The sequence below is a fragment of the Thiothrix nivea DSM 5205 genome, assembly GCF_000260135.1.
Taxonomy (GTDB): Bacteria; Pseudomonadota; Gammaproteobacteria; order Thiotrichales; family Thiotrichaceae; genus Thiothrix; species Thiothrix nivea.
The window spans coordinates 2,163,332-2,185,562 of the sequence record NZ_JH651384.1 but is presented as its reverse complement, the minus strand read 5'-3'; the positions used below and the strand labels follow the sequence as shown (position 1 = coordinate 2,185,562).

The following is a 22,231-nucleotide window of genomic DNA, read 5'->3' as shown; positions in this document are numbered from 1 at the left end:
GCCGCGCCAATTTCCACACTTGGGAACTCTGAAAGTGTAGGCCAAAAAGGCTGGATACCTCCGAATAACCCCTTTCCTCTTGTGTTTCTGCCTGCTTGGTCTCATATTGACGGGACAGGATGACAGAGTGTCGGTCAGTCACGGAGGTATAAGCGTGGAAACCCGTATTGAAGTTGAAAATATCCGCTGCGGCGGGTGTGCCAACACCATCAGCAAAAAATTGCTGGAAAATGCACAGATCCAGACAGTGGATGTCGATATTGAGAACCAGGTCATTATCCTGCACAGCGATGCGGATGTGCGCGAGGCAGCAGTACAAACCCTGTTTGGCCTGGGGTATCCGGAGCGTGGCTCGGTGGAGGGTCTGGCTTCCCTGAAGGAAAAGGCTAAATCCGTCGTCAGCTGTGCGATTGGCCGCATCGACATGCCCAAACAAGGTTAAACCCCATGAAACAGTTTCCTGCCTTGTTAGCCATGGCTGGCATGATATTTTGTCTGCCGCTGTGGGCGGAGGATACAGCGTCTGGACAGAAATTAATCAATGAGAATAACAGCTTAGTGCTGAGCGGGTTATGCACTACCTACGCGGAAGAGGATGGTATCGCTGCTGACAAAAAAAATGGTTATGTGGCGGACTGCCTCAATAACATGACGGATCTGAGCGAAGCCATGCAGGAAGAGATGCCGCTGCTGTCTGAAGAAACCGGTGAAGCTGCCACCTCCCCAGCCTCTTCACAGGTCAACAACAGCCCCGAAAAGCTGGTACAAAATGAACTGGTGGAAACCCCTGACCCGGCAGCGGAACAACTGGATGCTATAAAATAAATCAGTGATACATATAAAAATTCAGCCATTTAAATATTTTATTTTACTTATTCTCCCGTTTTACTAATAAATAAATATATTCGATTAACTTATCGGGCAGAGATCTATAATGATTGGGGTATTCGTTACCTACTGGCGTCGTTGTCAGTCAAAAAATAGCCAAGATAATTTACAGGAAGCCAGTGGTTATCATCTGGTCGGGCGTCAACCGGCGCTGGCTGCACTGGATTATGCATGGCACGATGAAACCAGCAACTTGTTCTTGCTCAATGCCTTAGGCGGCACAGGCAAGACATCCCTGTTACAGGCATGGCTGAGCCAGTTGGAACAGCATGACTGGCGGGGTGCCGACCATGTTTATGGCTGGTCTTTCCCCGACGTTACCACCGAAACGGAACTGGCCAAGCTGGCCGATGAGTTTGTCGACCATGCGTTGAACTGGTTTGGCAATGGCCTGCAAGCGCCCCGTCACCCGGTAGAACGCATCAGCCTGCTCTGCAAGCTGATCCAGCGCCACCGTACCTTGCTGTTGCTGGATAACTTCCCGGTGTTTGATTTTGAAATCGACGCAGTGGAGGCGGCGGCGGGCAGTCATCCCCTGGGTATGCTGATGAATTCCCTGGCAGCTTACAACCCCGGCTTGTGCGTAATCGCCAGCCGCCAGCCATTGCCTGTCTGCGAAATGCTGCAACCCCTCATCACCCAGTACCGCTTGCCGGAATTGACCGAAGAAACCGGCGCTGACCTGCTACGCCAGTGCGGCGTCATGCTGAGGCCGGAAAGCCTGGAAAAACTGTCCCACGATTTCTGTGGCCACCCACTTACCCTGGAACTGCTGGGTTCTTACCTGGCCAATGGCGGTTCCCTGAACAACGTACAGTCGATCCTGACCTGGCGTGATAAGGAACGCGAAGGGCTGCAAACCCGGCGGGTGCTGGCGGTGCTCGAACACTGGCTATGGAAAAGCCCCGAATTGCTGATGCTGTACCTGATCAGCCTGCTTGACCGCCCGGTTACCCAAAAGGAACTGTACCTGTTGCTGCACAGCCAGCGGCAAGCCTGGTTCCAACGCTGGCTGAAACCTGACGAAACCCTGCAAGCCCTGACACCGCTGAGCAAACTTAGCCTGCGCGATTTCCATCGGGTGCAGCGCCGTCTCTACAAGTTGCGCCTGATTACGTCCGCGCCAGACACCGGGGCGCTGGATGTCCACTCCCTGTTGCGTACCTATTTCCGCGAGCGGGTGCTTGCCCGGTTTCCGGACGTGCCCGAACGCCTGCAAAGCTTGCTTGAAAAATGTACCCAGACCCTTGAGGCCATCTTGCCACCCGAAGCACCCGCGCTACCCGGTGCTGATGCCGCCACGCGGCTGGGTTTCGCCAACATGCAGTCAGCCGTCACCGCTACCCGTTCGCTGGGCGTCAAACTGGAAAAGGCCGCCCTGCACAAGCACTGGTATCGTGCCTCCATCATCGCCAACCATCTGTGCGAACACCATTTGATCCTGGGTAACCTGTCCGCAGCCATGTACTGCGCCCGCCGTGGCGTGGCCTACGCCGAGCTGAGCCACGACCGCCCCAGCCTGCTGCAAAACATGAAACTGCTGACCCGTATGTTGCGCCTGACTGGCGGGGCACTTGAAGCGGCCTACTTGCTGGAACGCGCCCGCGACATCTGTGGGGTGGAAACCTCCGTCGCGCGCTTGAGCGCGTAAAGCGGCTGAACTTTCCCGACAAAAACCGGCCTTAAGCAATGACGGGGGCAAGTACGCTGCCGTTGGGGGGCAAGCTGCTTGACATCATCAGGTGATTTGTTACCTTGTCATAAAAAATAGTTAAAGGGGCTATTGGGGAACAAGCCATGACCAAGATCTTTATCCGGGACGAAGACGGCTGTAACGCGGCAGATACAGGGGCGGGCATCAAGCAGCAACAAATGGCGGGAATATTTGGCCGCAGCCGTGATGCCGGGCTGTTAAGCACTGCCTGGGCCAACCCCCAAACGCGCCTGCTTCTCCTGCACGGCCCTACCGGTATTGGCAAGACCGCGCTGCTGAACAAATGGCTGCATTCCCTGCAACAAAAGGGTTGGCACGACGCGGAAGCCGTCTACGTCTGGTCTTTTTATCCGCCTGACCTGGCCCATTCTGTGCTAGACCCGGTTGAGGAATTTTTCCAGCATGCCCTGAGCTGGTTTGGGGGTAAGGAAGCTGCGCATAGCCCCAAGCTCCTGCAAGGGGAGGTGCTGGCGAAACTGGTACAAACCCATCACGTCCTGCTGGTACTGGATGGTTTGGAGATCCTGCAATCGCAAGGGGGGAGCAGTATCGGCAGACTCGTGGATCCCCGTCTTAACTCCCTGCTCGAATGTCTGGCCGAACACAGCCCGGGGCTCTGTGTCGCGGTCAGCCGCAAACCGTTGCTGGGCAATTTCAGCGGTAAGCCAGGCGTCAAACGGCACGAACTGGAGATGTTGCCCGTGGAGGATGGCGTCCGCCTGCTGCGCTATAATGGTGTTACGGGCGAAGACGACAAGCTCCGGGAAATGGCGGTGGATTTCGGGCAAAACCCACTGACCCTCAATTTGTTGGGCGGGTATCTGGCAGTCTGGCATCAGGGCGACTGGCGCAGGATGGATCAGATCCCGATTCTGCTGGATCACGTGGATGAAGGGCGTCAGGTACGCCGCTTGCTAATGGCCAATGCCGTTGAACTGGCGGATACCCCGGAGGAAGCGCTGCTCTACCTGCTCAGCATGTTGTACCGCCCCACCCGCATGGATACGTTGGCAAACCTGATTGAGGCAAGCCGCAGCTGGCCTTTCGGCTGGTTCCAAAAGAAACGGCAGGATAGCTATGCCAGCCGTATTGGTGCATTTGGGCGTTTGAACAAACGCAAGCAATATGCGGCAGTCCTGCAACTCCGGCAACTGGGGTTAGTGTCCCTGTCGGGCGGTTGCTTTTGCTTGTCGCAATGGGTGCGGGAAACCTACCAGCGGCAGCTTAAGTACGACTGGCCCATCACCTGGAAGGAAACCAACCGGCGGCTGATGCTGTTCCATTCCACCCTGCCCAAGGAGCCGGAACTGCCCGACATTAGCCCATTGCTTGCTACCTTGCCGCAGCCCAGGGTGGCGACCAAGCTGACCGAGGCTATGGCGTCTGCCGCCGCAGCGCGTGAAATCTCAGCCGTAGCTGAGACAATGCCGCCAGCCCAGGCTGTTCCCCAGCCAGAGGAGGCATTCACCGCTAGTGTTGAAGTGCCTGAAACCCTCGCGGCTGAGCCGACTATGGCGCAACACCCAGCTGAAGAACCTAAAACCCAGGTAGATGAAAGTGCAAACCAGGCGCAACCGCTTGCCTCATCTCAACCCGCCGTGGCCAAAATCTTGCACTTCCCTGGAAAACCGGTGTCGTTGAGCCGCGAACTGGCCGAAGTCAACAAATTGCTGGCGCAACTGGAGTACTACCAGAAATCCCTGCAAATGCTGCAAATCCGCACCAAAAAATTCCAGAAATGCGTCAGGCAACTGGATAAAGACGTGCAATCCGTGCACTATTCCCCCTCCAGAACCGGGACAGATGCCTGAGAAACAGGAACTGTCCCGCTTCGGTGACAGTTTCTTGCCCACTCTTGCCTGAAGGAACCATGGCTTTACTGCATCTGCGCAATATCCATCTGGAAAACGGCGACAATCGCCTGTTTGACGGCATCGACCTGAGCATTGAGCAGGGCGAACGTTTGTGTCTGGTCGGTCGCAATGGCACCGGCAAATCTACCCTGATGAAACTGTTATGCCGCGAAGTGACTGCGGATGACGGCGAAACCATCCATCCCCCCGACCTGAAAATCGCCCGTTTGCAGCAGGACGTGCCACACGGCAGTGACGCCCGCGTGTTCGACATCGTGGCGCAGGGGCTGACGGATTTGCACCCGGAAGACGAATGGCAGGTGCAATGGAAAGTCGACACGGTACTTTCGCGCTTGCAACTGGATGGCGACGTGTCATTCGACAGCCTCTCCGGTGGCTGGAAACGCCGTGCCCTGCTGGCGCGCGCGCTGGTGTCCGAACCCGACCTGCTGTTGCTGGATGAGCCAACGAACCATCTCGACATCCCCGCCATCGAATGGCTGGAAAACTTCCTGCTCAGCTACAAGGGAACCCTGCTGTTCGTTTCGCATGACCGTGCTTTCGTCCAGAAACTGGCGACCCGCATCATTGAACTCGACCGGGGCAGGCTGACCAGTTGGGTCGGCACTTACCAGCAATATCAGGAACGTAAACAGGCTGCGCTGGAGGCTGAAGCCCAGCAAGCCGCCCTGTTCGACAAGCGTCTGGCGGAAGAGGAGGTGTGGATACGCCAAGGTATCAAGGCGCGCCGTACCCGTAACGAAGGCCGAGTGCGCCGCCTCGAAGCCATGCGCGAGGAATTTAAGCAACGCCGCAACCTGCAAGGCAAGGTACAGGCACAGATCGGCCAGGCGGACGCTTCCGGCAAGATCGTGATCGATGCCACCAACCTCAGCTACGGCTGGGAGGGCAAGCCGCTGATCCGCGAGTTCAATACCACGGTCATGCGTGGTGACAAGATCGGTATCATCGGCCCGAATGGCGTGGGCAAAACTACCCTGATCAAGCTGCTGCTGGGGCAGTTACAGCCCGACTCCGGCAAACTTGAACTGGGCACACGCCTGCAAGTGGCGTACTTCGACCAGCACCGCGCCCAGTTCGACGATGAAAAAAACCTGCGCGACAATCTTGCCCCCGGTTCCGATTTCGTCGACATCAGCGGGCAGAAGCAGCATATCATCAGCTATTTGCAAAATTTCCTGTTCACCCCGTTGCAAATCCAGAAGCCGGTGAAAGTGCTATCCGGTGGTGAACGCAACCGCCTGTTGCTGGCACGGCTGTTCGCCCAGCCATCCAATCTGCTGGTGCTGGACGAACCCACCAACGATCTCGACGCTGAAACCCTGGAATTGCTGGAAGAACTGCTGATTGACTATCAGGGAACCCTGCTGCTGATTTCGCACGACAGAAGTTTCCTCAACAGCGTGGTGACGCGCAGCATCGTGTTTGAAAACGGTACGGTTGGCGAATACGCAGGCGGCTACGACGATTGGCTGTTGCAACGCCCTGAACCGGTGGTGGAAAAGTCTGTCGCCAAGCCCGATAAACCGGCGGAAAAACCCAAGACCGAAGCCAAGCCTGCTGGCAAGAAAAAGCTCAGTTTCAAGGAGCAACGCGAGTTGGAGCAATTGCCTGTCCGTCTGGAGCAACTGGAGGCTGACATTGCAGCTTTGCAGGCAGCCATGGGGACGGCAGAATTTTACCAGCAGGATAGCGCCACCATTACCGCCAAACAGGCCGAGCTGGCAAAGCTGGAAGCCGACCTTGAACAGGCATTTGTGCGTTGGGAAGCGTTGGAGCAGCGGGTATAAAAAAACCGACTTGCACACTCCAGTACAAGCCGGTGAATGGTACGCCAGTTGATATGGTCAGTTGAGGGGTCTTCTGACGCACGGATGCAATTGCCAAACAAGTGCTTTTGCTGGAGTACTCTTGTTCTTAATCATTGCAACCTGAACACTATCCTAACAAACAATAGGTAAATGGGGGTTTACACTGCAAACTTTTTTTACTGGCTTTTATCAAAAAAATGATGGCTTCCCCTCGTAATCACCATAGGTTGACTATTGTGTAGAGGTTCTAATTTGCCAGCCCTGGCCTTTTGATGCAGCATTAGTACAAATGGAGGATGAATGACATGCCAGACAATAAGCAGGACAGGGTCTTTGACGGGCTTGCCCAGCGCTTTCAGCAGAAAATTTACGATGACCCGCGTGGTGCGGTCCGTCTGGCCATCCTGCAAGACGATCTGGAGCCGCTGGTCTTGCAGGCAAAGCAACCCCTGCAAATCTTGGATGCGGGCGGTGGTTTGGGGCAAATGTCCATCTGGCTGGCGCGGCAGGGGCATCAGGTGGTGTTGGCGGAACCTTCCGCCGAAATGTTGCAGCGGGCGGAAGCCGCCATTGAGCAGGAGGGCTTGCAGGATTCCATCCATCTGGTGCAGAACAGTGTGCAGGAACTGGCAGCGCAGGGGGGTGGGCCATTCAACCTGATCGTCTTCCACGCTGTGCTGGAGTGGCTGGCTAAGCCGCGCGAAGTGCTGGAGCAACTGCTGCGTTGCTTGCGCCCGGGCGGCTGGTTGTCGCTGATGTTTTTTAACCACCATTCGACCGTGATGCGCCGCCTGATCGCGGGGGATTTCGATATTTTGCGCCAGGGGGTAGTGGCCGACCATGGCCAGCAGGGGCTTGCGCCCATTTCGCCGTTAAAGCCGGAGGAAGTCCATCAGTGGTTGCGGGATATGGGGATGCAGGTGGAAACGTGGTCAGGGATACGCTGTTTTTACGACTACATGCATTACAGTGTCCGTAAACAGGCCGATCTGGGGGAGGTTATTCCACTGGAGCGGGAATATTCACGGCAGGAGCCGTGGCGTTCACTGGCGCGCTACCAGCATATGTTGTGTTGGAAACAGTAAGGCTTTCAGCAGGTCGGCGGAGCCGGAAAACCCGGCTCCAGCCCTGTCCAGCAACCTGCGCAGTTGCTGCTTGTGTTGCTGCCGTTTGGCAGAGTTGCTTTTTTCATGCACACCGCCCTTGCGCAAGATAGGCGCACGTGCGATTGGGTTGATGCGGCAGTGCCGCTGCTTTTTGGGCATGTTGTTTCTCCTTAGGAAACAGTGAGTGAAAAAACATTTGCATACTTTACCCATTGATCTCGATCCTGTCATGGACAGACTGCTGTTTATTCTGCTGTGCCAGTGGCTTTAACGGTTGTTGGCGCCTCCCACCGCCGACGGGTTCCGCTGGAGTTCCAGGCTCATCAACCGGTCAGCCAGTTTGGCATTGATGCCCAACTGCCGGGCCACACCTTCGGCAATGCGTGACACATTTTGGGCAACCTTAAGCACTTCGATGACCTTACCTTGCTCGTCGTGAATGGGGGCGTATTCGGCATACAGGAAGATTTCGCTGCCATCCTGACGGACACGCCGAAAGGCACCACTGACCCGCTCGCCTGCGGCAAGTTTCTGCCAGAATTCGGCATATTCAGCAGATGCCGCGTAGGCTTCCTGGCAGAAGATGCGATGGTGCTGGCCAACGACTGCCTCCTTGTCGCTGTAGCCCATGGTGTCTAAAAACAGTGGGTTGGCATCCAGTATGTGACCTTGGGGGTCAAATGTGATGACGGCGAACATGCGCTCAACGCTTTCCCATGCCTGGGTCAACACAGCTTGGGACATTGAAAGCTTCATAGGGGCTATCTCCATAAATTGGGGTGGAAAATCAGTTATTTTTAGCATTGCGGATTCCATGCGCCGAAAGGCTGGCTGGAAATCCTGTTAGCCCAACTTATTTAGCATGATATGGGGTCTGACGGTACAAATGTGGCTTACTAACCGACAGGCGGATGCTCAGGGTAAGCAGTTGCAGCTTGTCGGCCAGCATTTCTTTGGTGGCCTGTCTGAACCGGGATTGCACAGATTTGCCTGATTAACCGTGATTTTGAACGGTGCTACCGACAAAAATCATGTTTAATCACAACAATCAGCGTAATCCCGGTTCAGACAATGATCTGGTTAAGCCAGATCAAACCTGTCCAGATTCATCACCTTCTCCCACGCTTTCACGAAGTCATGCACGAATTTCTCCTGCGCATCCGCGCCGCCGTAGACTTCGGCAATCGCCCGCAATTGCGAGTTAGAGCCAAAGATCAGGTCAACACGCGTCCCCGTCCAGCGGACTGCGCCGGTTGCACGGTCAGTGCCTTCAAACACCTCTTCATCCGCTGAAGTTGGTTTCCAGTGGGTGCTCATGTCCAGCAGGTTGACGAAGAAATCGTTGCTCAACACGCCGGGGCGGTTAGTGAACACACCGTGCTGTGAATGGCCGACGTTGGCATCCAGTACGCGCATACCACCGATCAGCACGGTCATTTCCGGCGCGCTTAAGGTCAGCAGTTGCGCCTTGTCGACCAGCATTTCTTCGGCGGAAACGCTGTATTTGCCTTTCAGGAAATTACGGAAACCATCCGCCAGCGGTTCCAGCACCGCGAAGGCTTCCACATCGGTTTGCTCCTGCGAAGCATCCATGCGCCCCGGTGTGAATGGAACGGTGACATCGATACCGGCATCCTGCGCCGCTTTTTCCACGCCAGCGCAACCGGCCAGCACGATCAGGTCGGCCAGGGAAATCTTCTTACCGCCTGACTGGCTACTGTTGAACTCGTGCTGGATGCCTTCCAGTTTTGTCAGCACGATGGCCAGTTGTTCAGGCTGGTTGGCTTGCCAGTATTTCTGCGGTTCCAGCCGGATTCGTGCGCCATTTGCGCCGCCGCGTTTGTCGGAACCGCGAAAGGTGGAAGCAGAAGCCCAGGCAGTGGCAACCAGTTCCGCTACCGACAGGCCGGAAGCGCGGATGTTGGCCTTGAGTGCGGCAACATCCGCGTCATCCACCCGTTCGTGATCCACTGGCGGAATCGGGTCTTGCCAGATCAGCGCTTCGGCGGGTACTTCCGGGCCAAGGTAACGGGCTTGCGGCCCCATGTCACGGTGGGTCAGCTTGAACCAGGCGCGGGCGAAAGCATCGGCGAATTCGTCCGGGTTTGCGCGGAAATGACGGGCGATCGGTTCGTAGACCGGATCCATGCGCATCGACATGTCGGCGGTGGTCATGATGATCGGACGTTTCTGGAGAGCATCCTCGGCAGCAGGAGCCATATTGCTGTCATTGGCTTCCTTCGGTGTCCACTGCCATGCACCCGCTGGGCTTCTGGTCAGTTCCCATTCGTTGTCGAACAGCATTTCCAGATAGGTCATGTCCCACTGGGTCGGGGTAGGTGTCCATGCGCCTTCCAGACCGCTGCCGATCTGGTCGCCGCCTTTGCCGCTGGCGTGCTTGCTAATCCAGCCCAGACCCTGCTCGGCGATACCGGCAGTTTCGGGGTTGGGGCCGACCAAAGCAGCGTCGCCTGCTCCGTGGCATTTGCCGAAGGTGTGGCCGCCGCAGGTGAGGGCGACGGTTTCATAGTCGTTCATGGCCATGCGCTGGAAGGTTTCGCGTACATCACGGCCAGAGCCAAGCGGGTCGGGTTCACCGCCGGGGCCTTCCGGATTCACATAGATCAGCCCCATCTGCACGGCGGCCAGCGGGTTTTCCAGATCGCGTTCGCCGGTGTAGCGCTGCTTGTCGCCCAGCCACTCGGTTTCCGCACCCCAGTAGGTGTCTTTTTCGGGTTCGTAGACATCTTCGCGCCCTCCACCAAAGCCGAAGGTCTTGAAACCCATGGATTCCAGCGCGACGTTGCCGGTCAGCACCAGCAGGTCGGCCCAGGACAATTTCCTGCCGTATTTCTGTTTGATCGGCCATAGCAGGCGGCGTGCCTTGTCGAGATTGACGTTATCCGGCCAGCTGTTGAGCGGGGCGAAACGTTGCTGGCCTGTACCTGCGCCGCCACGACCATCAGCGATGCGGTAAGTACCGGCGGCGTGCCAGGCCATGCGAATGAACAGAGGGCCGTAATGGCCGTAGTCAGCAGGCCACCAGTCCTGCGAGTCGGTCATCAGGGCGGTGAGGTCTTTTTTCACTGCTTCCAGGTCAAGGGTTTTGAATGCCTCTGCGTAGTTGAACTCCCCGCCCATCGGGTTGGACTTGGCGGAATGCTGGTGCAGGATGTCGATATTCAACTGGTTCGGCCACCAGTCACGGTTGGATGTGCCACCACCGGCAGATGGGTGGAACGGGCATTTGCTTGCTGACATGATTTCTCTCCTCTGATGTGCAACATTGTGTTACGTGTGATCCCATTTTTACGCCTTCGGAAATAACTGAGCCAATTCTTATTTTCGCTTTTCATGATTGATATTTTGGAAATGAAATATTTTATGGTTTGTTGTTGGGTATTCTTTTCTGGAAGCCAGTGCAGCATTCCCCACGCCCCAAAACGGGGCATATAATGACCGGCAAACCAGCCATGCGAGAACAACAATGCCCGTCGAAGCCATCCTCTCCGCCAGCCCCTACCTCAAGCGCCAGCTCGAACGCTATCCCGACTGGCAAGCTTTCTGTGTAACCAGCCAGCCCTACGCCGACGGCGAACTGTTCCAGAAAGTGGCCGACGAAATCCGCAACATTCCCGACCACAACAGCCTGCTGCGCGTAGTGCGCCAAATCCGCCACCGCGAAACCGTGCGCATTGCCTGGCGCGACCTCTCCGGCATGGCGGAAACGGCGGAAACCATCCGCACCACCTCCGACCTCGCCGACGCGCTCACCGATGCCGTGCTCCACTGGTGTTACGCCGAACTCACCGCCAAACATGGCATACCCCGCAGCCACGAAGGTGAAGCGCAGCAACTGGTGATCCTCGGCATGGGCAAGCTGGGCGGGCGCGAGCTGAACTTTTCCTCTGACATCGACCTGATTTTTGCCTTCCCGGAAAAAGGCGACACCGATGGCAAACGCCCGCTCGACAACCAGAGCTTTTTCGTGCGCCTCGGCCAGCGCCTGATTGGCACGCTCGGGCAAACCACTGCTGATGGTTTCGGCTACCGCGTCGACATGCGTCTGCGCCCATTCGGCGAAGTCGGCGCACTCGTGCTTTCCTTCGATGCGATGGAGCATTACTACGAAACCCACGGGCGCGAATGGGAGCGCTACGCTCTGATCAAGGCACGGGTGATGGCGGGCGACAGGCAACGCGGCGCGGAACTGATGGAACGGCTGCGCCCCTTCATCTACCGCCGCTACCTCGACTACGGCGCGGTCGAGCAACTGCGCGACATGAAGGCCATGATTAACCGCGAAGCCGAACGCCGTGGCAAATTCAACGACGTGAAACTCGGCACCGGCGGCATCCGCGAAATCGAATTCACCGCGCAGGTATTCCAGCTCATGCGCGGCGGGCGCATCCCCGAACTGCGCGAACGCAACTTGCTGAAAACCCTCGATGTGCTGCTGGCGCAACAACTGCTGACGGATGCTGAATACGACATCCTGCGCTCCGCCTACCTTTTCCTGCGCCGTACCGAAAACCGCCTGCAAATGTGGAATGACGAGCAAACCCATTCCCTGCCCGGCAAGCCGGAACAACAGGCGAGCCTTGCCGCTACGATGGGCTTCGGTGGCTGGGGCCGTTTCCACGCCGAACTCAACCGCTACCAGCAGGCTGTCGCCGACATCTTCCAACGTATTTTTACCCTCGAAACCCGTGAAACCCAGCCGATGCCGGAACATCCCGCCATCCAGGAATTGCTCCACAGCCGCCTCTACAACACCCTGACCGACACCGGGCGTAGCCGCCTGAACCGCTTGCTACCCGCGCTGCTGGATGCCTGCCACGCTGTGGCTGAGCCGGAGCAGGCGCTGGAACGCAGCCTGAAGGTAGTCCAGAAAATTGCCCCGCGTTCCGGCTACATCGCCATGCTGGCCGACCACCCCGACGCGCTCGACCAGTTCGTGCGGCTGGTCAGTGATAGCTTATGGATCACCAGTCAGTTGACCCAGCACCCGATCCTGCTGGACCAGTTGCTTGATTCCCGACAGCTTTACACCCTGCTCAATAGGGAAGAGCTGGGTACGGAACTGCGGTTGGAACTGGAACGCATCGACGAAGGCGACACCGAACAGGTGATGGAACGCCTGCGCCAGTTCAAGCAGGCACAGGTGCTGCGGGTAGCAGCAGCGGACATTACCGACGTATTGCCGTTGATGAAGGTCTCCGACCAGCTTACCTGGATCGCTGAGGCGGTGCTGGAAGAAAGTCAGCGGCATGTGTGGGAAACCATGACCGCGCAGACGGGTGTGCCGATGTATAAGGAAGATGATGGTAGTTTGCGGGAAGCCGGTTTCGCCATCATCGGTTACGGCAAACTTGGCGGGCTGGAATTGGGTTACGGCTCTGACCTTGACATTATTTTCCTGCATGATAGCCACGGCCAGATGCAGCAAACCAATGGCAATAAAGTGCTGGAAAACCCCGTCTTCTACGCCCGTTTCGCCCAGAAAATTATCCACACCCTGAGTACGTTCACCCCGGCAGGACGCCTGTACGAAACCGACATGCGGCTGCGCCCCAGTGGATCTTCCGGCCTGCTGGTCAGCAGTCTGGCAGCCTTCCGCCAGTATCAGGAGAACAAAGCCTGGGTATGGGAACACCAGGCACTGCTGCGCACCCGCGCCATTACCGGCACGGAAAGCTTGCGCACCGCCTTTGCCCAAATCCGCTACGACATACTCTGCCGTGAGCGTGACCAGGCCGAATTGCGCCGGGAGGTGACGGCCATGCGCCAGAAAATGTGGGATGCGCTCGGTAGCAAAGACCCGGCCATTTTCAGTCTGAAAAAAGACCCCGGGGGCATTACCGATATCGAATTCATGGTGCAATTCCTGATTCTCGCCCATGCGCACAAATACCCGGAACTGATCCGCTGGAGCGACAATATCCGCCAGCTCGATTCCCTGCGGCAGGCGGGCATCCTGACGGCAGGGCAGGCTGAGACGCTGGCTGACATTTACCGTACCCTGCGCGACCGCATCCATGCGCTTTCCTTGCAGGAGCAGCAGGCCAAAGTTCCGGCGGAACAATTTGCCCGCGAACGCAATTACGTGCGGCAGGCATGGCAGGTATTGGTGGAGGGCAGCCAATAGCCACCGTTCATCCACCTGTCTGTTATGGTGGGCGTCATTTTGAGTAGAATCAGGGAGGTATTAACCAGATCATGTGTGATGACTATGCGTAGCGGTTGGCTGTTTCTGCTCCTGATGTTCGGTTTGTCCGGTGTTTCCGTGCAGGCGGAAATCTTCCGTTGGGTGGATGCTACGGGCAATGTTGTGTACGGCGATAACCCGCCTAAACAGAGTGCTGCCAAGGCTGTGGACTTGCCATTACTGACAGTGGCGGACAGTTTTACCCCCAAACCGCCAGAGCGCGAGCAGGCTCCGCAGGAAGAAGAGGCTTATTCCGATTTTAAGGTTACGGCACCCGCAGCTGATGAGACTATCCGCGCCAATGAGGGCAACGTAACGGTCGAGTTATCGCTGAAACCCAACCTAAAAGCAGGTGACGGCATAACCCTGTACCTGGATTCCAAACAGGTTGCTGCCGGTGAATCGCTGTCGTTTGCCCTGACGGAAGTGGATCGGGGCGAGCACAGCGTGTTTGCAGTGCTGAATGACGCCGACGGCAACATCATCCAGAATACTGAAGCGGTCAAGTTCAGCCTGCTGCGCCATTCCGCCTTGAACAACTGATACTGGCGGCCTATGATTTGGGCTGCAACGCCGGTGTAGCTCAGTTGGTAGAGCACGTCATTCGTAATGATGGGGTCGGGGGTTCGATTCCTCTCACCGGAATATTTAAAAACAATAAGTTAGTGATTTTGTGAAAACGGTATTTTCTTAGTTGCTTACTTTTTATTCTTCCTTAGTCACGGATTTAGTCACGCAATTTGCTTGCTAGGAATGGCTAAGACTGGACAAACTCCCCGCTTCCCTTTCCCCAAAAATAAGAAGCCGGGAACTTGCCCGGCTCTTATGTGTTACTTCCCTCCCCTATCGTCTTCGCTGTTTGCTGATCTGCTTGTTCACCAGATCGTTGGTGTATGAGAACAGCCGCCACACGGCATGACCTGCCAGTGGAATGAGGATGAATGCTGCTACTGCCCAATAGCCCATAAAGTTTTACTTCCCTTCCACCAGTTGCAACACTTCCTTGTCGATCAATGCCGGGTCAGCATCAGCCGGGAATTCCGCTATCTGGTAATCAGCCGGGAACTCCCCCAACTCTGCCGCCAGTGCTGCGGTTTCAGGATCGCACCACAAGCCAGACGGCCAATAGGCAACTTTCTGTGTGGGTGCTTTTTCGCTTGTCATGTCCATGCTTCATTTCCTCAGTTGTCAGTACTTGTGAATGGGCGCGTTCATTACCGCGCCCACCCTGTTCATTGCCACGTTCATTGATGAACTGTTCATTGGTTCCAATGAGCGCGTTCATTGCTTCCCGCCTTTTATACAGCCAGCAAATACTTGGGGAAGGGGGGCTTGCCGGTGTATTTCGGGTTCAGGACAAGCGCCGCTTCCTTCACTGCCCTGACCTGCCAGACTTCCAGGAGCGCGTTCATTCCATCCGGGGTAATCGTGCGCTTTTTTCCCCTGCACAAATGAGCACTGATGAATGAACGCCCATCCCGCGTAGTTAGCTTGGTGTTACCTGCCAGTATTTCGGCCTTCCACTGTTCATACAGCCCATACCCTTCTTTCAGCACATCAGCATCAATTTTGCCCTGCGCATCCTTGAGCGCTGCCAGTAATTCCCGGTCTACTGAATGGGCGCGTTCATTGGTTGAATGAACATATGCCTGTTCATTGCCGGAATGAGCGCGTTCATTGTCCAGGGGGAGGGGATAGTGTTCTTCCTCGCTACCCAAGGCCGGATTCTGCAAGCCGGTTCTGCCCGCTTTTTGATTGGATGGCAGGGCAGGCGCGGTAGTGTGCGCCCGATTGATTACCAGCTTGTCGGCAATCTTATTCAGGGCAACATCATTCAGTGGGGCAGGGTTGGGCATGGCTGCAAACGCATCAAACACAGCCGCCTGAACCGCGTCTGGTGAGGTTGCGCCGCTGGCCTTTACGTCGGCTTGGATTTGCTTCACGGTGTCCGCCACACTCAAATGTGGGGCAGGGCGCGGCTTATCCAGTGGTGAATCAGAATAAACCTTTTCGCCCGCGTTCAATTCTTGGCGCAATGTTTTAGCCTGTGCTGATTTATTCAGATCGTCCTGAACTGCATCCAGCTTATCCGCTGCCTTGGAATAAACTTGCTGGCGTGACTGTTGCGCCCTGGCGTATTCGTTGGCGATAACTTCCGGGGCAGATTCAACCATGCTGCTGAATTCCTGTTTCATGGCCTGAAATGGCGTTACAGGGCTTGCCGATGGGGCAGGGGCATTGTCGGAATAGGTGCTGATGCTGCCGTCATGCTTGCGCGGTGGCTGGCGTAAACGTCGGGTAACGTCATAGCCATTCTGCATCAGGTATTCACGCGCCCGCGCATATTGGCCGCCCAGGTAGTGGAAGGCGTACTCAAAGAAGGAAATCAGCACCAGCGACAACAGGAAGCTGCCGACCGTGCCGGACGCCCCGAAGGTTTCCCGGATCAGGTTCACCAATGGGTGGTAGTTGGTTTCGTCCTTTTCCAGCCCCTTGGCTTGTGAGAGCAGGGCGCTGGCGGTGTTGGTGCTGGTGGCTGATGCGCGTTCAGCCCATGCCGCTTCCTGTTGCTGGTAGGATTCCAGCCGCCCCTTGCTGCCTTCGCAGTGCGGTTCCTTGCCCTTGGCCAGCCGTTCCATGCACTGGTTGTACTTCATCTGCGCGCTGGCAATGTCAGCCGCGTAGGGGCTTGCGCCGATGCTGGAACTGCCGGACAACCTGCCCAGCGCCGCCACAGCCGCCTTGTAGGTGGGGGATTCCTGGCTTTTGGTTTCCATGCGGATGTTGTCGCGTTCCATGCCCTGCCCGATCTCTGACAGCAGGGAAAAGCCCACGGCGACGCATACCGCAATGATGGTGGCTTTCTTGCCGCCCTCAACATTGCCCTGTGAGTACAGCACGAACTGGTAACCTGTCATCACGCCGGTAATGCCCATGGCGACAAAGGCGTTCATCCATTGGCCGGAATCCCACGTCCAGGGGTGCAGGTTGCCCGCCAGGTAGCCGATAACGAAATAGCTGGACATGGTGAAGGCCACGAACGCTGCGAGGATGTAGAAGAATTGGCGTTGTTTGAAATCGCTGTACGCCAGCCCAGCGTTGAAGGATTGTTGTTGCATTGTCATAGCCCTCAGAACCAGTAGGAAAGCAGCAGGACGCTGAAGGTGAACAGGATCGCGCGCGCCCCGTGCTGCACTTGCGCCGCCACGGTGGCGGCAAGGCATAGGGTCAAGCCCATGCCCACATACAGCCAATTGGATGCAGCCGGGAACATGCCCGCGTAATGCAGGCCGAATAGGGTGGGGATCAGCAGGAACATCGCCCACATAACCCATGCTGCGATAACTGCCAGCCACGGGATAAGCCGGTGGAGTGCCTGCCAGTCGATATTCGCAGCGGATTGGGCAGGGGAGTGTGCAGGGTGGCCTTGCATGGCTGCCTGCATGATTTCCTGCGGCCTGGTGTCGGTATTGCTCATGGTTGCACCCCCTGAACGTATGCGACACAGCCCTCGGCACGGTTGTTTGCGTCAACCTCGCCAAGTGGCAAGCCGTCGCGCAATTGCAGGACGTGTGCAGCCTCATGGCAGAGGACGTGCAGTAGCCGTGCCGGGTGGTTTTCCAACGCGCGGTTAACCATTACCCGGCTATTGTCTGTGTTGGTGCAGGCGTGTTGCTGGTAGACGCCACAAGCCTTATGCAGCCGGTCAATATCGGCCTTGATGATGTTGACACCAGCAAGGCCATAGTAGGCAGCTACAGTTCCGGCATAACCCTCAATCAGGCCAGCGTTTGCATTCGTGGCCAGCAGTAGGGCAGGGAGGATTATGTGCTTCATGACGCAATCCCCCGTGCAATGACAATCAGCCAATAGATGGTTGCTGCGCCTACGCCAGCCATGAAGCCAGCCAGAAACACGGCGATGTATTCAGCGTGGCTCAGTACGTGCTTGTTGCTCATGGCTGCACCCCCCATACCTGACCTTCCTGCCATGGTTGCGTACAGTTATTTACAGGACTCCGAGGGGGCGCGGCTGCGCCGCTTGAAGAGGCAGGAAACCGGATGCCCGACACTGGCATAGGGGCTGGCGTGGCTGGCGTCAGGATGTCGAAGCCGTCCACGTAATGCGCTTGGTCGAATGCGGTTTCTGGTTGTGGCTGGTTGGCCTTGGCCTGAATGCGCCATACATGCAGGCGGGTTTGCACTTGTGCCATTCCCAGCAGGTCTACGCCTTCCACCTTGCCGGTGATTTCGCCGTATTTGTTGCTGATGACTTCGCCGGTTGCGGTGTCCACGCGCTCCACGGTGTAAACCCGTAATGGCTGTTCCTTGCGAAGGGCAGACACGCCGCCTTGCAGTTGCAGGTAGGCGCACCAGTCGCCCGCGTCCGCCGCCTGCCGTGCTTCTTCCAGCAAGCCATCAGGGGCAGTTTGCAGCCTGCGTAATTCGCGCCACACGCCCACGGGTGCGCCCCCGCATTGCTGGAACTGGCGGATGCCCCACAGGGAAGCCCACGCCCGCACACGTTGCGCACTGTCAGCAGCATCTATGCCGCCTTCAAAGTCTTCATCCACGCCATAGCCGTTGATGTTCTTGCTCACATACTTGGCAATGTAGCCGGTGGCACTGCCTTTGCTGGCGTCAATCTCCACGGCCTTGAATCGGTATTTGGCCGCGCCCGCTTCGCTGCCGTCTTCCTGCATGGTGTAAGCGCGCAAGATGGCCGTAACCGCCTTGCACTGGTGCGGGGGCGTGAACAGCAGCAAATGCCAGTGCGGGCAACCGTCGTGGTGTGGCTCGGCCACACGGAATCCGTAGGCGGTCAACCCGTCGCGTTTCAGCTTCGCCCTGATGCGCCGCCAGATGGCGTTCAGGTAGGTTTGCCCATCCCTTGGGGTTGCGCCCTGGTAGTTCGGGTTATCCGCTGGCTTGCCGTTTTCATCGGTGGTGAAACGGTGGAACTTTGACGGGCAAGTGATGGTGTAGAACGTGCCGACATGCCCGGCCTGTTTCGCCGCCTCCTCAAAGCCGCGCATCCGCACCATGAGTTCAACCCGCCGTACTTCGGGATTCGCCACGCTACCTTTCATCACGGTCAGCATGTCCACGGTTTCGCCGGTTTCCTCGTTCACGGCTTCCAGCGCGGCCAATGCCTTGATGCTGGATGCTATGCGGGTTTGCACGGTGTTGAACATGGCGTCAGACACGTACAGGCCACGGCCACGGTGCACCACGCCCAAACGGATGGCAAAGGCTTCCTGTTCCCGGTCTTGCCGCCGTAACAGCTTGCGCTTCCAGTATTGCGGGTCAGCAAGGCGGGCAGTGATGCCGGTGGCGTCAAAGCCTGCCATGCCCTGCGGGTCAAAGCCTGCCGACTGGAAGAAGCCCAGCCCGACAGTAACGGCCTTGTCCTGGTCGCCTGCCAGTTTCATCAGGCGTCGGCATTCCAGCGCCAGCCGGTCAGCCTTGCGCCTGATCTCTTCATCGGAGAGGGTGAACACGCGCCCGCCTGCCTGTCCGGTCAAGTCCAGCATGAACAGGTTGGCATTGCGCCGCCGTTCGCCGTCGTGCTGGCCTGCTGTCTGGTAACGGTGCGAATATTCGCGCCCTATCTGCTGGTGGTAGCCTTCGGGCAGTTGCGCCAGTTGTGAGGCAATGAATCCGCCGTCTTGCGGGTGGTGGTGCATGGTTGGCTGCATCATGGCTGCACCTCCACGCCTACAATTGCGCGAAGCACGACAAGGATGGTTTGCCGATTTTGCGGGGTAAGCTGCTGGAACAGCGCTAAAGCCTGCACTTCATCGTCAGAAAGATGGCTTTCACTGCTTTTTAGATCGTTGGTGTTGTCCGCTGGGGGCGTATTTTTGGTATGATTCATGGTTCTGAATCCTTTGATTTTAGTAGGTTACGGGTTTTCAGAAATCGACTGGCAGAGAGGTGAGATGCTCTTTCAGTCACTAAGCCCTTGAGAAGTGAGATGCTCAGGGGCTTTTTACTTCCTGGCTATGTTGCTTTCTGCTGTTTCTGTTCGTCTGCCTCCTTCATCTTTTCCAGAAAATCATTAACTTGGCCGCTCATTGAACGGTGGTTCTTGTCGGCTTGCTGCTTTAGCCATGCGTACAGGCTTGCAGAGAGGCCGATACTGAAACGTTTATTTTCTTCCATGTGTACCTCAAATAATAAACCCCTCGGGTTTAACCATATTGAACCATACGGGTGCATTGTTGTAAACACCCCTATGGTTCATAATCCCGGTTATGACTAAAGTGCATGACTACCCTCAAATGAAAATCCGGCTTTCTCCCGATCTGAAAGCCCGAATTGATGAAGCTGCTAAAGCGAACAACAGGACGCTGAATGCAGAGATAACCGCGCGTCTTGAATCTACGTTTGCCGAAGGTTCCGCTACCTGTTGTTACAGTGAGGCGCGTATGCGGGAACTGATACGCGAAGAACTGTCAAAAAAATTTGACCAACATTAATATCCTGTATATTCAAATGTTCCCTATGCTTGCCAGTGTCGGGGAAGATAGCCCGACTTTGCGCCCCAAAGAATCACCCACGATGCGCAAAACTGCGGTTCGCGCTAATGTTCAATGTGTCGGAATGCCGCCCTTTAAGCTGTCGAAATCCCGACTTCATGAGTTTTGGGGTTCGTTACCCGATTTCAGGGTAACGGCAATGGTCGGCATTCCGGTTGTTCAGTTCGTTTGCTATTTTTTCTCCAAGAAACGCGCAATTGAATTTTCCGCGTGCGTAGAAATGGGCACTTCAGTATCCAACAGTTTATTGAGTTTAATGGTCATAATGTCCCTTGGCTCTAAGCCAATCTGACTTAGAGCGTCATAACCTTCTTCACCAATCTTTCCGCGCAGCATGGTTTCAATTTCTTTTAATTTCCTTTTCTCTTTCTCCAATTCACGGAAAAACCACGCATTTTTCCTGCTTCGCGCACCATGCTTAGTGGCATTCTTGCTGGATTTAGCCTTACCCTCGACGGTTTTTGCACCTGTCGATTCTAGCCAAGGCTGGGTTTGTTTGATTAACTGTGACTGCTGTTTCCGTGACTCCGGTGTCCAACGCGGCATGTGGTAGTGCTCCTGATTGTCTGGGTAATTGAACGCTATGGTTTATTTGCTGGTTCTGAGAAATGTTTGCATTCTTGGTGAACACTGTATGGCGCGGCTGCTTGTGTTCGCTAAGAATTTTTAAAGCTGTAGCAGATTGTTGTTGAGCTTTTAGGGCAAACTTCAAGTAAATCTCCGCACCCTTTAAATTACTTTGCCCAGAGTCAATACGCACCGCCGCCTTTTCACTCAAGTTATGAAATATGCTATCCAGAGTAAGTGCTTGTGATATTAATATGCTGTCGATAATAGAAAGATCACCGTTTTCTATATTGGAAACCGCTTCAGTTGTTTGGCGCATCGCTCCGCTAAAGCCATTCTCAAGCTTATTAACCGACCATTTTTTTCTAGTCTGTGAGTGATTAAATACCGGATCAAATCCTACGGTTTCTATGCTTGAATCAGTCATACAATCTCAAAATCTCTCATATCAGAGAAAGCCTTTCAATCTTATGAGTTTAAAAGGCTTTGTCAGGTTTAAATCAATTCCAAATCGGGCTAGATGCCCTACGTTCAAGTGATTGTTGTTTGATGCGCTCTTTTTGCTCTTGGTCTGATTCCCAGCGAGCCAGATTCCAGCGATAACCATGCATAGCCCGCTCAAAGTCATCATCAGCTTCCCAGCGGTAGCGCCCCTCCACTGTGGTTTCTGCGCGGTTTGGTGGTACAGGCTTGCGCGGGTCGATTTCTGGGTAAGCGCTTCTAAATCCCCCTCCTTTCAGCGCCCCACGTAATCCCGGACACTCAGCCCATCAGCAACAGATTGCATGGGAGAACACGATGAATCCAGGTCAAGATGGGCGTCTGGCGTACTGGCAAGCCCAGCTCCAACGCTTCCAGTCCTCCGGCCTTTCCGGAGTCCAGTATTGTGAACAGGAACAGTTGAGTTACCACGGCTTTGTCTACTGGCGGCGCAAATTATGCGGTACGGCGGGCAAGCCGCCCGGGGATGGCAAACGCCCGGTATTGCCAGAGCCTTCCGGTTTCGTGACTGTCCGCCCGGCGCAGCCGGGGACAGACGCCCGGACGGGCGATGGCCTGGAGCTGTCCCTGCCGAATGGCCTGGTGATCAGGAATATCCACCCGGCAATGTGGCCTTGCTGCGCCGGTTGCTGGGGCAGTTGTAATGGCCCGTTATTTCCGCCCCGCCGGGGAGATGCCGGACATTTACCTTTACCGCCCGCCCATTGATTTCCGCAAGGCCGCCCAGGGGCTGGCGGCGATCGTGGCGCAGGAATTGGGCCACGACCCGTTTGCCGGGGCGCTGTACGCCTTCACCAACCGCCAGCGCACGAAAATCAAATGCCTGTATTGGGAAGACAATGGCTTTGTGCTGTATTACAAAGCCCTGGCGGAAGAGAAGTTCCATTGGCCGCAAACGGGGATGGCGGGGTGATGGCGCTGACGGCCCAGCAGATCAACTGGCTGCTGGACGGTTATGACATCAGCCTGCTCAAAGGGCATAAAAAGTTGTGCTACGGGGCGCTGTTTTAGCGACTTATCC

24 protein-coding genes and 1 tRNA gene are annotated in these 22,231 nt (G+C 56.1%); 12 read left to right on the top strand and 13 right to left on the bottom strand.

Annotated features, from left to right (window positions below; translation table 11 throughout):
• The first annotated feature begins 154 nt into the window (after positions 1 to 154).
• From THINI_RS10910 to THINI_RS10885, 6 genes are all read left to right on the top strand, one after another.
• Positions 155 to 442 (top strand): heavy-metal-associated domain-containing protein, encoded by a 288-nt coding sequence (locus THINI_RS10910; protein ID WP_002708649.1) that lies wholly within the window; start codon positions 155 to 157, stop codon positions 440 to 442.
• Positions 443 to 447: 5 nt separating this feature from the next.
• Positions 448 to 825 (top strand): hypothetical protein, encoded by a 378-nt coding sequence (locus THINI_RS10905; RefSeq protein ID WP_002708648.1) that lies wholly within the window; start codon positions 448 to 450, stop codon positions 823 to 825.
• A gap of 109 nt (positions 826 to 934) precedes the next feature.
• On the top strand, positions 935 to 2,539 hold the full coding sequence (locus THINI_RS10900; RefSeq protein WP_002708647.1) for a hypothetical protein: 1,605 nt from the start codon (positions 935 to 937) through the stop codon (positions 2,537 to 2,539).
• A gap of 146 nt (positions 2,540 to 2,685) precedes the next feature.
• On the top strand, positions 2,686 to 4,413 hold the full coding sequence (locus THINI_RS10895) for an ATP-binding protein (RefSeq protein ID WP_002708646.1): 1,728 nt from the start codon (positions 2,686 to 2,688) through the stop codon (positions 4,411 to 4,413).
• A gap of 59 nt (positions 4,414 to 4,472) precedes the next feature.
• Positions 4,473 to 6,266: an ATP-binding cassette domain-containing protein gene (locus tag THINI_RS10890; RefSeq protein WP_002708645.1), complete on the top strand. Its 1,794-nt coding sequence runs from the start codon at positions 4,473 to 4,475 to the stop codon at positions 6,264 to 6,266.
• A 326-nt stretch (positions 6,267 to 6,592) separates the two neighbouring features.
• Positions 6,593 to 7,372 (top strand): methyltransferase domain-containing protein, encoded by a 780-nt coding sequence (locus THINI_RS10885; RefSeq protein WP_002708644.1) that lies wholly within the window; start codon positions 6,593 to 6,595, stop codon positions 7,370 to 7,372.
• On the opposite strand, the gene THINI_RS10880 is transcribed toward THINI_RS10885, so the two are convergent.
• The 3 genes from THINI_RS10880 to katG all read right to left on the bottom strand — a co-directional run bounded on the left by THINI_RS10880 (position 7,331) and on the right by katG (position 10,654).
• On the bottom strand, positions 7,331 to 7,552 hold the full coding sequence (locus THINI_RS10880) for a hypothetical protein (RefSeq protein WP_002708643.1): 222 nt from the start codon (positions 7,550 to 7,552) through the stop codon (positions 7,331 to 7,333). The two genes, THINI_RS10885 and THINI_RS10880, sit on opposite strands and share 42 nt — an antisense overlap.
• A 108-nt stretch (positions 7,553 to 7,660) precedes the next feature.
• Entirely contained in the window at positions 7,661 to 8,137 is a 477-nt protein-coding gene (locus tag THINI_RS10875) for a PAS domain-containing protein (protein ID WP_169314617.1), read from the bottom strand.
• A 336-nt stretch (positions 8,138 to 8,473) separates the two neighbouring features.
• Positions 8,474 to 10,654: a catalase/peroxidase HPI gene (katG, locus tag THINI_RS10870; protein WP_002708640.1), complete on the bottom strand. Its 2,181-nt coding sequence runs from the start codon at positions 10,652 to 10,654 to the stop codon at positions 8,474 to 8,476.
• A gap of 118 nt (positions 10,655 to 10,772) precedes the next feature.
• Between katG and glnE the strand changes: the two genes are divergently transcribed.
• The 3 genes from glnE (at position 10,773) to THINI_RS10855 (ending at position 14,246) form a co-directional block, all read left to right on the top strand.
• Positions 10,773 to 13,541, top strand: a complete 2,769-nt coding sequence (gene glnE / locus THINI_RS10865; RefSeq protein ID WP_342610127.1) for a bifunctional [glutamate--ammonia ligase]-adenylyl-L-tyrosine phosphorylase/[glutamate--ammonia-ligase] adenylyltransferase — start codon at positions 10,773 to 10,775, stop codon at positions 13,539 to 13,541.
• 78 nt (positions 13,542 to 13,619) lie between these two features.
• Complete coding sequence (locus tag THINI_RS10860) at positions 13,620 to 14,144, top strand: DUF4124 domain-containing protein (RefSeq protein ID WP_002708638.1); 525 nt, start codon at positions 13,620 to 13,622, stop codon at positions 14,142 to 14,144.
• A gap of 30 nt (positions 14,145 to 14,174) precedes the next feature.
• Positions 14,175 to 14,246: transfer RNA gene (locus THINI_RS10855), tRNA-Thr, on the top strand.
• A gap of 327 nt (positions 14,247 to 14,573) precedes the next feature.
• Here THINI_RS10855 and THINI_RS10850 read toward each other — a convergent pair.
• The 8 genes from THINI_RS10850 to THINI_RS25190 all read right to left on the bottom strand — a co-directional run bounded on the left by THINI_RS10850 (position 14,574) and on the right by THINI_RS25190 (position 19,765).
• Positions 14,574 to 14,771, bottom strand: coding sequence for a hypothetical protein (locus tag THINI_RS10850; protein ID WP_002708636.1), 198 nt, complete (start codon positions 14,769 to 14,771; stop codon positions 14,574 to 14,576).
• Positions 14,772 to 14,899: 128 nt separating this feature from the next.
• Positions 14,900 to 16,720, bottom strand: coding sequence for a hypothetical protein (locus tag THINI_RS10845; protein ID WP_002708635.1), 1,821 nt, complete (start codon positions 16,718 to 16,720; stop codon positions 14,900 to 14,902).
• Positions 16,721 to 16,731: 11 nt separating this feature from the next.
• A complete protein-coding gene (locus THINI_RS10840) occupies positions 16,732 to 17,079 on the bottom strand; it encodes a hypothetical protein (RefSeq protein ID WP_002707316.1) in 348 nt (115 codons plus the stop codon).
• Positions 17,076 to 17,438 (bottom strand): hypothetical protein, encoded by a 363-nt coding sequence (locus THINI_RS10835; RefSeq protein WP_002707317.1) that lies wholly within the window; start codon positions 17,436 to 17,438, stop codon positions 17,076 to 17,078. Before THINI_RS10835 ends, THINI_RS10840 begins: the two co-directional genes overlap by 4 nt.
• A complete protein-coding gene (locus THINI_RS27010; RefSeq protein ID WP_281054672.1) occupies positions 17,435 to 17,560 on the bottom strand; it encodes a hypothetical protein in 126 nt (41 codons plus the stop codon). The genes THINI_RS10835 and THINI_RS27010 overlap by 4 nt, the downstream gene beginning before the upstream one ends.
• Complete coding sequence (locus THINI_RS10830; RefSeq protein ID WP_002708633.1) at positions 17,557 to 19,302, bottom strand: replication endonuclease; 1,746 nt, start codon at positions 19,300 to 19,302, stop codon at positions 17,557 to 17,559. The genes THINI_RS27010 and THINI_RS10830 overlap by 4 nt, the downstream gene beginning before the upstream one ends.
• Complete coding sequence (locus tag THINI_RS10825) at positions 19,299 to 19,478, bottom strand: hypothetical protein (protein ID WP_002708632.1); 180 nt, start codon at positions 19,476 to 19,478, stop codon at positions 19,299 to 19,301. The genes THINI_RS10830 and THINI_RS10825 overlap by 4 nt, the downstream gene beginning before the upstream one ends.
• A 125-nt stretch (positions 19,479 to 19,603) precedes the next feature.
• Positions 19,604 to 19,765, bottom strand: a complete 162-nt coding sequence (locus tag THINI_RS25190) for a hypothetical protein (protein WP_002708631.1) — start codon at positions 19,763 to 19,765, stop codon at positions 19,604 to 19,606.
• A gap of 92 nt (positions 19,766 to 19,857) precedes the next feature.
• On the opposite strand from THINI_RS25190, the gene THINI_RS27260 reads away from it, so the two are divergent.
• The gene (locus THINI_RS27260; protein WP_002708630.1) at positions 19,858 to 20,082 is read left to right on the top strand and encodes an Arc family DNA-binding protein; all 225 of its coding nucleotides are present in this window, start codon (positions 19,858 to 19,860) and stop codon (positions 20,080 to 20,082) included.
• 231 nt (positions 20,083 to 20,313) lie between these two features.
• Here the strand turns inward: THINI_RS27260 and THINI_RS25675 are convergent, their stop codons facing one another.
• Both THINI_RS25675 and THINI_RS25670 read right to left on the bottom strand, forming a co-directional pair.
• Positions 20,314 to 20,517 carry a hypothetical protein gene (locus tag THINI_RS25675; protein ID WP_169314616.1) on the bottom strand — a complete coding sequence of 68 codons (204 nt, stop codon included), beginning with the start codon at positions 20,515 to 20,517 and terminating at the stop codon, positions 20,314 to 20,316.
• Between the two features lie 70 nt (positions 20,518 to 20,587).
• Entirely contained in the window at positions 20,588 to 21,136 is a 549-nt protein-coding gene (locus THINI_RS25670; RefSeq protein ID WP_169314615.1) for a hypothetical protein, read from the bottom strand.
• Positions 21,137 to 21,507: 371 nt separating this feature from the next.
• On the opposite strand from THINI_RS25670, the gene tnpA reads away from it, so the two are divergent.
• Together tnpA and tnpB are read left to right on the top strand one after the other, a co-directional pair.
• Positions 21,508 to 21,918, top strand: a complete 411-nt coding sequence (gene tnpA / locus THINI_RS25185; protein ID WP_154724397.1) for an IS66 family insertion sequence element accessory protein TnpA — start codon at positions 21,508 to 21,510, stop codon at positions 21,916 to 21,918.
• The gene (gene tnpB / locus THINI_RS10805) at positions 21,854 to 22,123 is read left to right on the top strand and encodes an IS66 family insertion sequence element accessory protein TnpB (protein ID WP_154724396.1); all 270 of its coding nucleotides are present in this window, start codon (positions 21,854 to 21,856) and stop codon (positions 22,121 to 22,123) included. Before tnpA ends, tnpB begins: the two co-directional genes overlap by 65 nt.
• Positions 22,124 to 22,231: the final 108 nt, after the last annotated feature.

What these genes read in the sequence shown, in the direction of transcription:
- THINI_RS10905 (WP_002708648.1), top strand. Translation starts at nt 448, where the DNA reads ATGAAACAGTTTCCTGCCTTGTTAGCCATGGCTGGCATGATATTTTGT.
- THINI_RS10900 (WP_002708647.1), top strand. Translation starts at nt 935, where the DNA reads ATGATTGGGGTATTCGTTACCTACTGGCGTCGTTGTCAGTCAAAAAAT.
- THINI_RS10895 (WP_002708646.1), top strand. Translation starts at nt 2,686, where the DNA reads ATGACCAAGATCTTTATCCGGGACGAAGACGGCTGTAACGCGGCAGAT.
- THINI_RS10890 (WP_002708645.1), top strand. Translation starts at nt 4,473, where the DNA reads ATGGCTTTACTGCATCTGCGCAATATCCATCTGGAAAACGGCGACAAT.
- THINI_RS10885 (WP_002708644.1), top strand. Translation starts at nt 6,593, where the DNA reads ATGCCAGACAATAAGCAGGACAGGGTCTTTGACGGGCTTGCCCAGCGC.
- THINI_RS10880 (WP_002708643.1), bottom strand. Translation starts at nt 7,552, where the DNA reads ATGCCCAAAAAGCAGCGGCACTGCCGCATCAACCCAATCGCACGTGCG.
- THINI_RS10875 (WP_169314617.1), bottom strand. Translation starts at nt 8,137, where the DNA reads ATGTCCCAAGCTGTGTTGACCCAGGCATGGGAAAGCGTTGAGCGCATG.
- katG (WP_002708640.1), bottom strand. Translation starts at nt 10,654, where the DNA reads ATGTCAGCAAGCAAATGCCCGTTCCACCCATCTGCCGGTGGTGGCACA.
- THINI_RS10860 (WP_002708638.1), top strand. Translation starts at nt 13,620, where the DNA reads ATGACTATGCGTAGCGGTTGGCTGTTTCTGCTCCTGATGTTCGGTTTG.
- THINI_RS10850 (WP_002708636.1), bottom strand. Translation starts at nt 14,771, where the DNA reads ATGGACATGACAAGCGAAAAAGCACCCACACAGAAAGTTGCCTATTGG.
- THINI_RS10845 (WP_002708635.1), bottom strand. Translation starts at nt 16,720, where the DNA reads ATGCAACAACAATCCTTCAACGCTGGGCTGGCGTACAGCGATTTCAAA.
- THINI_RS10840 (WP_002707316.1), bottom strand. Translation starts at nt 17,079, where the DNA reads ATGAGCAATACCGACACCAGGCCGCAGGAAATCATGCAGGCAGCCATG.
- THINI_RS10835 (WP_002707317.1), bottom strand. Translation starts at nt 17,438, where the DNA reads ATGAAGCACATAATCCTCCCTGCCCTACTGCTGGCCACGAATGCAAAC.
- THINI_RS27010 (WP_281054672.1), bottom strand. Translation starts at nt 17,560, where the DNA reads ATGAGCAACAAGCACGTACTGAGCCACGCTGAATACATCGCCGTGTTT.
- THINI_RS10830 (WP_002708633.1), bottom strand. Translation starts at nt 19,302, where the DNA reads ATGATGCAGCCAACCATGCACCACCACCCGCAAGACGGCGGATTCATT.
- THINI_RS10825 (WP_002708632.1), bottom strand. Translation starts at nt 19,478, where the DNA reads ATGAATCATACCAAAAATACGCCCCCAGCGGACAACACCAACGATCTA.
- THINI_RS25190 (WP_002708631.1), bottom strand. Translation starts at nt 19,765, where the DNA reads ATGGAAGAAAATAAACGTTTCAGTATCGGCCTCTCTGCAAGCCTGTAC.
- THINI_RS27260 (WP_002708630.1), top strand. Translation starts at nt 19,858, where the DNA reads ATGACTAAAGTGCATGACTACCCTCAAATGAAAATCCGGCTTTCTCCC.
- THINI_RS25670 (WP_169314615.1), bottom strand. Translation starts at nt 21,136, where the DNA reads ATGACTGATTCAAGCATAGAAACCGTAGGATTTGATCCGGTATTTAAT.
- tnpA (WP_154724397.1), top strand. Translation starts at nt 21,508, where the DNA reads ATGAATCCAGGTCAAGATGGGCGTCTGGCGTACTGGCAAGCCCAGCTC.
- tnpB (WP_154724396.1), top strand. Translation starts at nt 21,854, where the DNA reads ATGGCCCGTTATTTCCGCCCCGCCGGGGAGATGCCGGACATTTACCTT.